The organism is Terriglobales bacterium, assembly GCA_035543055.1.
GTDB lineage: Bacteria > Acidobacteriota > Terriglobia > Terriglobales > Acidobacteriaceae > JAIQFD01.
The window spans coordinates 1-4,815 of sequence record DATKKJ010000189.1; the positions used below are offsets into that span (position 1 = coordinate 1).

General features: G+C 65.4%; 5 protein-coding genes and 1 other RNA gene. 3 read left to right on the forward strand and 3 right to left on the reverse strand.

The window, feature by feature from the left end; all coding sequences use genetic code 11:
* Together VMS96_12710 and VMS96_12715 are read right to left on the reverse strand one after the other, a co-directional pair.
* A partial coding sequence (locus VMS96_12710; protein HVP44288.1) for a hypothetical protein occupies window positions 1-755 on the reverse strand: 755 nt, incomplete at its 3' end.
* A complete protein-coding gene (locus VMS96_12715; GenBank protein HVP44289.1) occupies window positions 755-2,947 on the reverse strand; it encodes a DUF3488 and transglutaminase-like domain-containing protein in 2,193 nt (730 codons plus the stop codon). The genes VMS96_12715 and VMS96_12710, both read right to left, overlap by 1 nt.
* 106 nt (window positions 2,948-3,053) lie before the next feature.
* On the opposite strand from VMS96_12715, the gene ffs reads away from it, so the two are divergent.
* Window positions 3,054-3,151: signal recognition particle sRNA small type (gene ffs, locus VMS96_12720), an RNA gene on the forward strand.
* A 9-nt stretch (window positions 3,152-3,160) separates the two neighbouring features.
* On the opposite strand, the gene VMS96_12725 is transcribed toward ffs, so the two are convergent.
* Window positions 3,161-3,379 (reverse strand): hypothetical protein, encoded by a 219-nt coding sequence (locus VMS96_12725; GenBank protein HVP44290.1) that lies wholly within the window; start codon window positions 3,377-3,379, stop codon window positions 3,161-3,163.
* A gap of 76 nt (window positions 3,380-3,455) precedes the next feature.
* Between VMS96_12725 and VMS96_12730 the strand changes: the two genes are divergently transcribed.
* Window positions 3,456-4,454: a beta-ketoacyl-ACP synthase III gene (locus VMS96_12730; protein ID HVP44291.1), complete on the forward strand. Its 999-nt coding sequence runs from the start codon at window positions 3,456-3,458 to the stop codon at window positions 4,452-4,454.
* Window positions 4,455-4,477: 23 nt separating this feature from the next.
* Window positions 4,478-4,815 (forward strand): serine hydrolase domain-containing protein (locus tag VMS96_12735; protein HVP44292.1); only part of this gene is annotated, 338 nt, incomplete at its 3' end.

The window sequence follows — 4,815 nt, forward strand, 5'->3', positions numbered from 1 at the left end:
AGTTCCTGCCAGGTCAGGGTTTTGCAGCGCAGCCGGAGCGCGACCGGGCGGACGGCGCGCATGACGGCGTGCCACTCCTCGACCAGGTCGAGGCGGCGCAGGTCGAGCAACACGCAGAATGACATGTCCAGGGCATGGGACGCGAGCACGTTGCGGATGAGCTGATAGGACAGGTATTGCTCGCGGGTCTGGGGAAGCAAGCGCCGGTCGAAGACTTCATAGAAATCGCGATAGCCTTCAACCATTGCTTTAGGTTTTGCCTGGAAGTCGACCTCGGTGAGCTTGGATTCCACCAGCAGGTCAGCGAGCTTCATGTCCACTTCGGTGCGGTCGAAGCGGCCGCCAGCCAGGGGGACGCGAGCTCTGAACCCGAAGTGGGGACGCGCGTCTGCGGGCGTCCCCATCCGGCAAGACACTCGCCCGTCGGAGAACGTCCCGGGGTAGCAGAAGATGTTCATCAGCAGGGCGTCGGAACTCATGCAGCTGTCCAGCTCTTTCCAAACGCCACTGGCCCGCGATGGGAGACTGCGGCGCTGCGAGTGCTGCTTGGCGAGGCGGCGCCGCCAGCCCGGATTCCTGAGGATGGCCCTGTAGGTCGCAGGCAGGAAGTTGCCGTGCTCGCCGGCGGTCTCATCGGGTTCGTAGGCGATGACGCCGCCGCGGCTCTCGCAATGGGAGCTGGGGTGGATTGCGCTGTATTGCTGATTCAACGCCGCCAGCTCGGTCCGCAAGCGGGCAGCGTGAGAGAGCGCCATCACGCGTTCCTCATGCCGGTGATCGCTTCGTAGAGTGCAGGCAGGGCGCGGGCGTCCTCGACCGAGTCGCCGAAGCGGGCGCGGTGGTAGCGGCGGGTGAATTCCTCGACCGCGCGGCGCAGCGCGGGGTCTTCGATGGTGATGAGGAACTCGGTAGGCGTCTGGGTCTCCAGCTTGCGCCAGCCTCGCCGGGCCAGGCGGCGGGTGAGGCGGGCGTACCAGATGGCGGCGGCAGCGTGAGGCGCGCGCTCGGGCTGATGAGCGACCCGCCCGTCGCGCCAGATCTTCCAGAGCTTGCCCGCATTGGCCAGCAGCAAGAGGAGCGCGAACATCGCCACCAGGCGAAGACCGTAGCGGCTGGGCTGGGTGCTGACCTGTTGGGTGGTACGCCGGGCACTCTCGATCAGGTCTTCGTACTTGCGCCGCAGCCACATCCGGGCGCGGTCGAAGCGGAGGCGCCCGCGCGAAACCACCGTCTGGGAGACCTGGCTCTGGTGCTGGAAATCGTAATTGATGATCCATTCCCGCCAGAACTCGCGCGCTGCGTCCATGTAGAGCAGAAAACGCGACCAGGAGTCGGGGACCTGCTTGGGGTCGGCCGGGGTCGGGTCGAAGCTGACCCAGCCGCTGCCGGGGAAAAACACCTCCACCCAGGTATGCGCCTGGCTGGCGCGGATGATGTAGCTGCCGGTGATGGTGTTGAATTCTCCGGTGCGGAATCCGTTCACCAGCCGGGCTGGGATGCCCAGACTGCGCAGCATCACCGCCATCGCCGATGCGAAATACTCGCAGTGTCCTTCCTTGCGCAGCAGGAGGAAGTCGGCGATGGGATCCTTGGCGAGACGCTTCGGCAGCACCAGAGTGTACCGGTACTTATCGTGGAGGAAGCGCTCGAGGGCGACCGCCTTGTCGTAGGGATCGGCGGCGCCGCGGGTGATCTCCTCCGCCAGGGCCCGGACCTTCGGGTCCACGGGAGGGAGCTGGAGATAGTAAAGCGCGACCTGGGGCGCCACCTGGGGCGATGCCGCGCGCAGGACCTCGGCCGGGGGGCGGTGGATGTCCGACACCGCGCGATAGGCGCTCACCATCCGCTGCTGGTCGGTGTTGTAGATGGTGCCGGCGTCGTCGGTGGCGATCTCCCGGTACGGGCCATAGAGCAGGGAAGGCCGGTAGGCGACAAAGAACACGTTGGTGCCGATGGGCTCCATGAGCACGCGGTAGCGGACGAATTGCTGAACGCGGGGCGGGTGCGGCATGCCGATGACACTGGTGTCGGAGCGGCTGAGATCGAAGCCGCCTTCGCTGGAGAGGTGCAACGCGCGTTGGCCCGGGGGATTGCTCCAGCGCGTCCCGTCAAACAGCGCCAGGGCCACGCCGCGCCACTTCAGGTCGTAGCGGCCGTCGGGGTCGCCATCGATCTGCAGGTGCATCACCACCTGGCTGGAGCGCTTGATCTCTCCGATGTCGCCCAGGCGCACGTCGTCGCTGAAGCCGGTCACCAGCTCATTGCGAGGGGCCAGGGAGCTCAAATAGCGCGCCTGCCAGCGGGGAAGGATGAAGAAGAGCACGGCGGCGCCGGCGAAGATGGCGGCCACCAGCGCGACCGTGGTGCCGGAAAGCGAGACGCCCAGGCGGCTCACTGCGCCGGATTCGCGCGCCCGGCCCTGGGCCGCTTCCGCCGACAGCTTCATCTCCATGGCGATGAAAGTCGCGACCGCCAGCAGCAGGAACACGACAAAGACCGCGAGGAAGGTCGTATCCACCGTCCACAGCGCCGAAGCCAGCACGGCGGCGAACGACAGGGCGATCAAGTACAGGTGGTCACGGTGGCGCTGCACCGAGAACATGCGGACGACGGTCGCGAATAGCACCAGGTGGACGGTGGCGGTGACGAAATTGGCGGAGATCACCTGCCAGTCCACGAACCAGAAGGCGGCATAAGCGACGGTGAGGCGGGTGGTCCACTTCTCCGACAACTGGGAGGTATCGCGCCGCAGGAGCTGGCGCCCGCGCAGCAGCAGGGCGGTCGAGACTACGAACAGGGAGAGCAGGTCGAGCTTGCCGGTGCTCACCAGGGTGGCGAAGCCGGTGACGATCAGCAGGTACAGCGCCACCTCGAAGTAGCGCTGCACCGCGCTGTGGGCGGCCAAGGGCGCGGGCCGCGGCGGCGAAAATATCGAGAAGGTTCCCATTCGGCGATCGGGTCATCGCGCCATCGAGCCAAGCGTGGCGTTGAACGCAGCCTACACCACCTCGCCCGATGACTCGATGGCACGATGATAAAATAAGTCCGTCAGGTGTCGGGTCCTACGCGATGCATCCCCGCCAATCCCGCCAGGTCCGGAAGGAAGCAACGGTAACGGGTTCTTGCGTGTGCAGTGGGCTCCCCGATACCTGGCTTTTTGTCAGGCGCGCGCGGTCTTGCCGGCGACCCAGTTCCACAGCATGAGCGCGGGTACAACGTACGGAAAGACGCCATAGAGCGTGTCGCTGACGGAATGCGAATGGGCATCCACAAAGACGAAGATGTGGATGCAGAACGCCAGGACCAACAGCGTCACCAGCCATCCCGCCGGCCGCACCGGGAGATAGACCCAGCCCAAAGGCCTGAACCAGCCGCGCACGTTGAACCCCCTCCGACCCGTGGACTTCCTCACCTTTGATACGTCACAATACGAGTTTTGTTCAAGGAGAACCTTCTTGTCTAATCCGCCAAGGGCAAAGATCGCCGCGCTGGGCACTTACGTTCCGCCCCGCCTTCTGACCAACGCCGACCTGGAAAGGATGGTGGAGACCTCCGATCAATGGATCGTGGAGCGCACTGGGATCCGGCAGCGGCACATCGCAGAGAAGGGGGTGGCGTGCTCGGACCTGGCCGCGGCGGCGGCGCGCAGGTGCCTGGAGCAGCGTGGAGTGGCGGCGGGCGAGATCGACCAGATCATCGTAGCCACGGTCACGCCCGACATGTTCTTTCCCTCCACCGCCTGCCTGGTGCAACACAAGCTGGGAGCGAAAGGGGCGTGGGGGTACGACCTCTCGGCGGCCTGCTCGGCCTTCGTGTACGCGCTGCAATGTGGCACCCAGTTCGTGGCCGGCGGGGCGAACAAGAAGGTGCTGGTGATCGGCGCGGATGTGATGTCGTCCATCATCGACTACAGCGATCGCGCCACCTGCGTCATCTTCGGCGACGGCGCAGGCGCGGTGCTGCTGGAGCCGGCCGATGGCGACGGGCTGGGCATCATCGATTTCGTCCACGAGGTGGACGGTTCGGGCGGCTGCTCGCTCTACATGCCGGGCGGCGGCAGCCTGCATCCCTCCAGCCACGAAACCATCGAGAAGAAGATGCATTACGTGCACCAGGACGGCCAGGCGGTCTTCAAATATGCGGTGCGGAAGATGGCGGAACTATGCGAGCGCCTGCTGCAGCGCAACGGACTCTGCGGCAAGGACGTGGACTGCTTTATCCCCCACCAGGCCAACCTGCGCATCATCAAGGCCACCGGCGACCGGCTGGGACTGAAGCCGGACAGCACCGTCGTCAATATCGACGAGTATGGAAACACTACCGCAGGCACCATCCCGCTGGCGATGCACACTGCCCTGGAGCGAAAGAAGCTGAAGAAAGGCGACCTGGTGCTGCTGGCCGCGGTGGGCGCCGGCTTCACCGCAGGCGCCACGCTCCTGCGCTGGGCCTACTAGCCAACACAGATCAGAGGAGAGCCATGCAGAAGGCGTCATTCTACCGAGTATTACTGCTGGTACTTGCCATCTTGGTATTGGTGGGACAGTGGGCTTCGGCGCAAACGCAAGCAGGGCTGCCGCCGAAGACCGAGAAGCGCATTGCAGACATCGTCACCAAGACCCTGGAGAGCTCGGGGGCGCCGAGCGCCTCGGTGGCCATCGTGAAGGACGGCCGCGTCGTTTTCGCCCAGGCCTACGGCAAGGCGCAGCTGGAGCCGGCGGTCGCGGCGCGCCCCGACATGCGGTACTGCATCGGCTCGATCAGCAAGCAATTCACCGCCGCTGCCATGCTCATGCTGGCGGAGCAGGGGAAGCTCTC